Origin of the sequence: Arthrobacter sp. GCM10027362 (assembly GCF_042679445.1) — a bacterium.
Classification (GTDB): domain Bacteria; phylum Actinomycetota; class Actinomycetes; order Actinomycetales; family Micrococcaceae; genus Crystallibacter.
In genome coordinates, this window is record NZ_JBHTML010000401.1 from 1 (window position 1) to 947 (window position 947).

Below are 947 nucleotides of genomic sequence, written 5' to 3' on the forward strand. Positions count from 1 at the left end.
CGCCCGCATCCGGGCAGCCAGGCTGCAGGCCGTCCCGCTGGTGCTGGCCGGCATCCAGGACGCCGCCGAGCGCTCGGTGCACCTGCAGCTGCGCGGCTTCCCCGGCGGCCGGGACCGGACGCAGTACCGCACCGTCGGGTTTCCGCGCTGGCAGCGGGCCGTGAGCGTGCTGGTGCCGTGTGCGGCGGCCGCAACCGTGGTGCTCCTGGCCCTGCCGCGGAGCGCCTGATGGACCTGGAGATCAACCACTACCGATATCCGGGCGCCGCGCGGGCGGCGCTGTCCGGCCTGCGGCTGTCCGTGCCGCCCGCCTCGTTCACCGTGGTGGCCGGCGGCTCCGGCAGCGGCAAGACGACCCTGGCCGGCATCCTCGCCGGATACCTGCCCGGCACCACCGGCGGGGCGCTGGAAGGGATGATCCGGCTGGCCGGCCAGAGCCTTCGGTACGACGGCGCCGGCGAACCGCCCGCAGTGGACCTGCGGCAGTGGGTGCGGCACGTGGCGCACGTGCCGCAGGACGCGCGCAGCTACCTGTCCATGATCCGTTCCACGGTGGAGGAGGAACTGGCCTTCGGCCTCGAGAACATGGGCGTCCCTGCGGCCGGGATGGCCGCGCGGATCGGCGCCGTGGCGGTGCAGCTGGAGCTGGACGGCCTGCTGCAGCGCCATCCGGCCAGACTCTCCGGCGGGCAGGAGCGGCTGGTGGCCATCGCTGCCGCCGCTGTCACCGGCGCGCCCGTGCTGGTTCTGGACGAACCGGTCGCCGGACTGGACGCCTCCGCCGCGGCCCGGGTAGCCGCCATCATCGGCAGGCTGCGTGCAGCCGGCACCGCCGTCGTCGTGCTCACCCAGACGCTGGACGCACTCGCCGCCGACGCCGGCCACGCGCTGCTGCTGCGGGACGGCATACCGATTGCCGAAGGCGCGGACGCGGTCCGACGGCATGC

The 947-nt window shown here is 75.0% G+C and carries 1 protein-coding gene and 1 pseudogene; both read left to right on the forward strand.

The features are described from left to right. Window positions 1-229, forward strand: a pseudogene (locus ACFQ36_RS22975) (energy-coupling factor transporter transmembrane protein EcfT); the annotation flags it as partial. Then, a partial coding sequence (locus ACFQ36_RS22980; RefSeq protein WP_377017909.1) for an ABC transporter ATP-binding protein occupies window positions 229-947 on the forward strand: 719 nt, incomplete at its 3' end. The pseudogene ACFQ36_RS22975 and the gene ACFQ36_RS22980, both read left to right, overlap by 1 nt.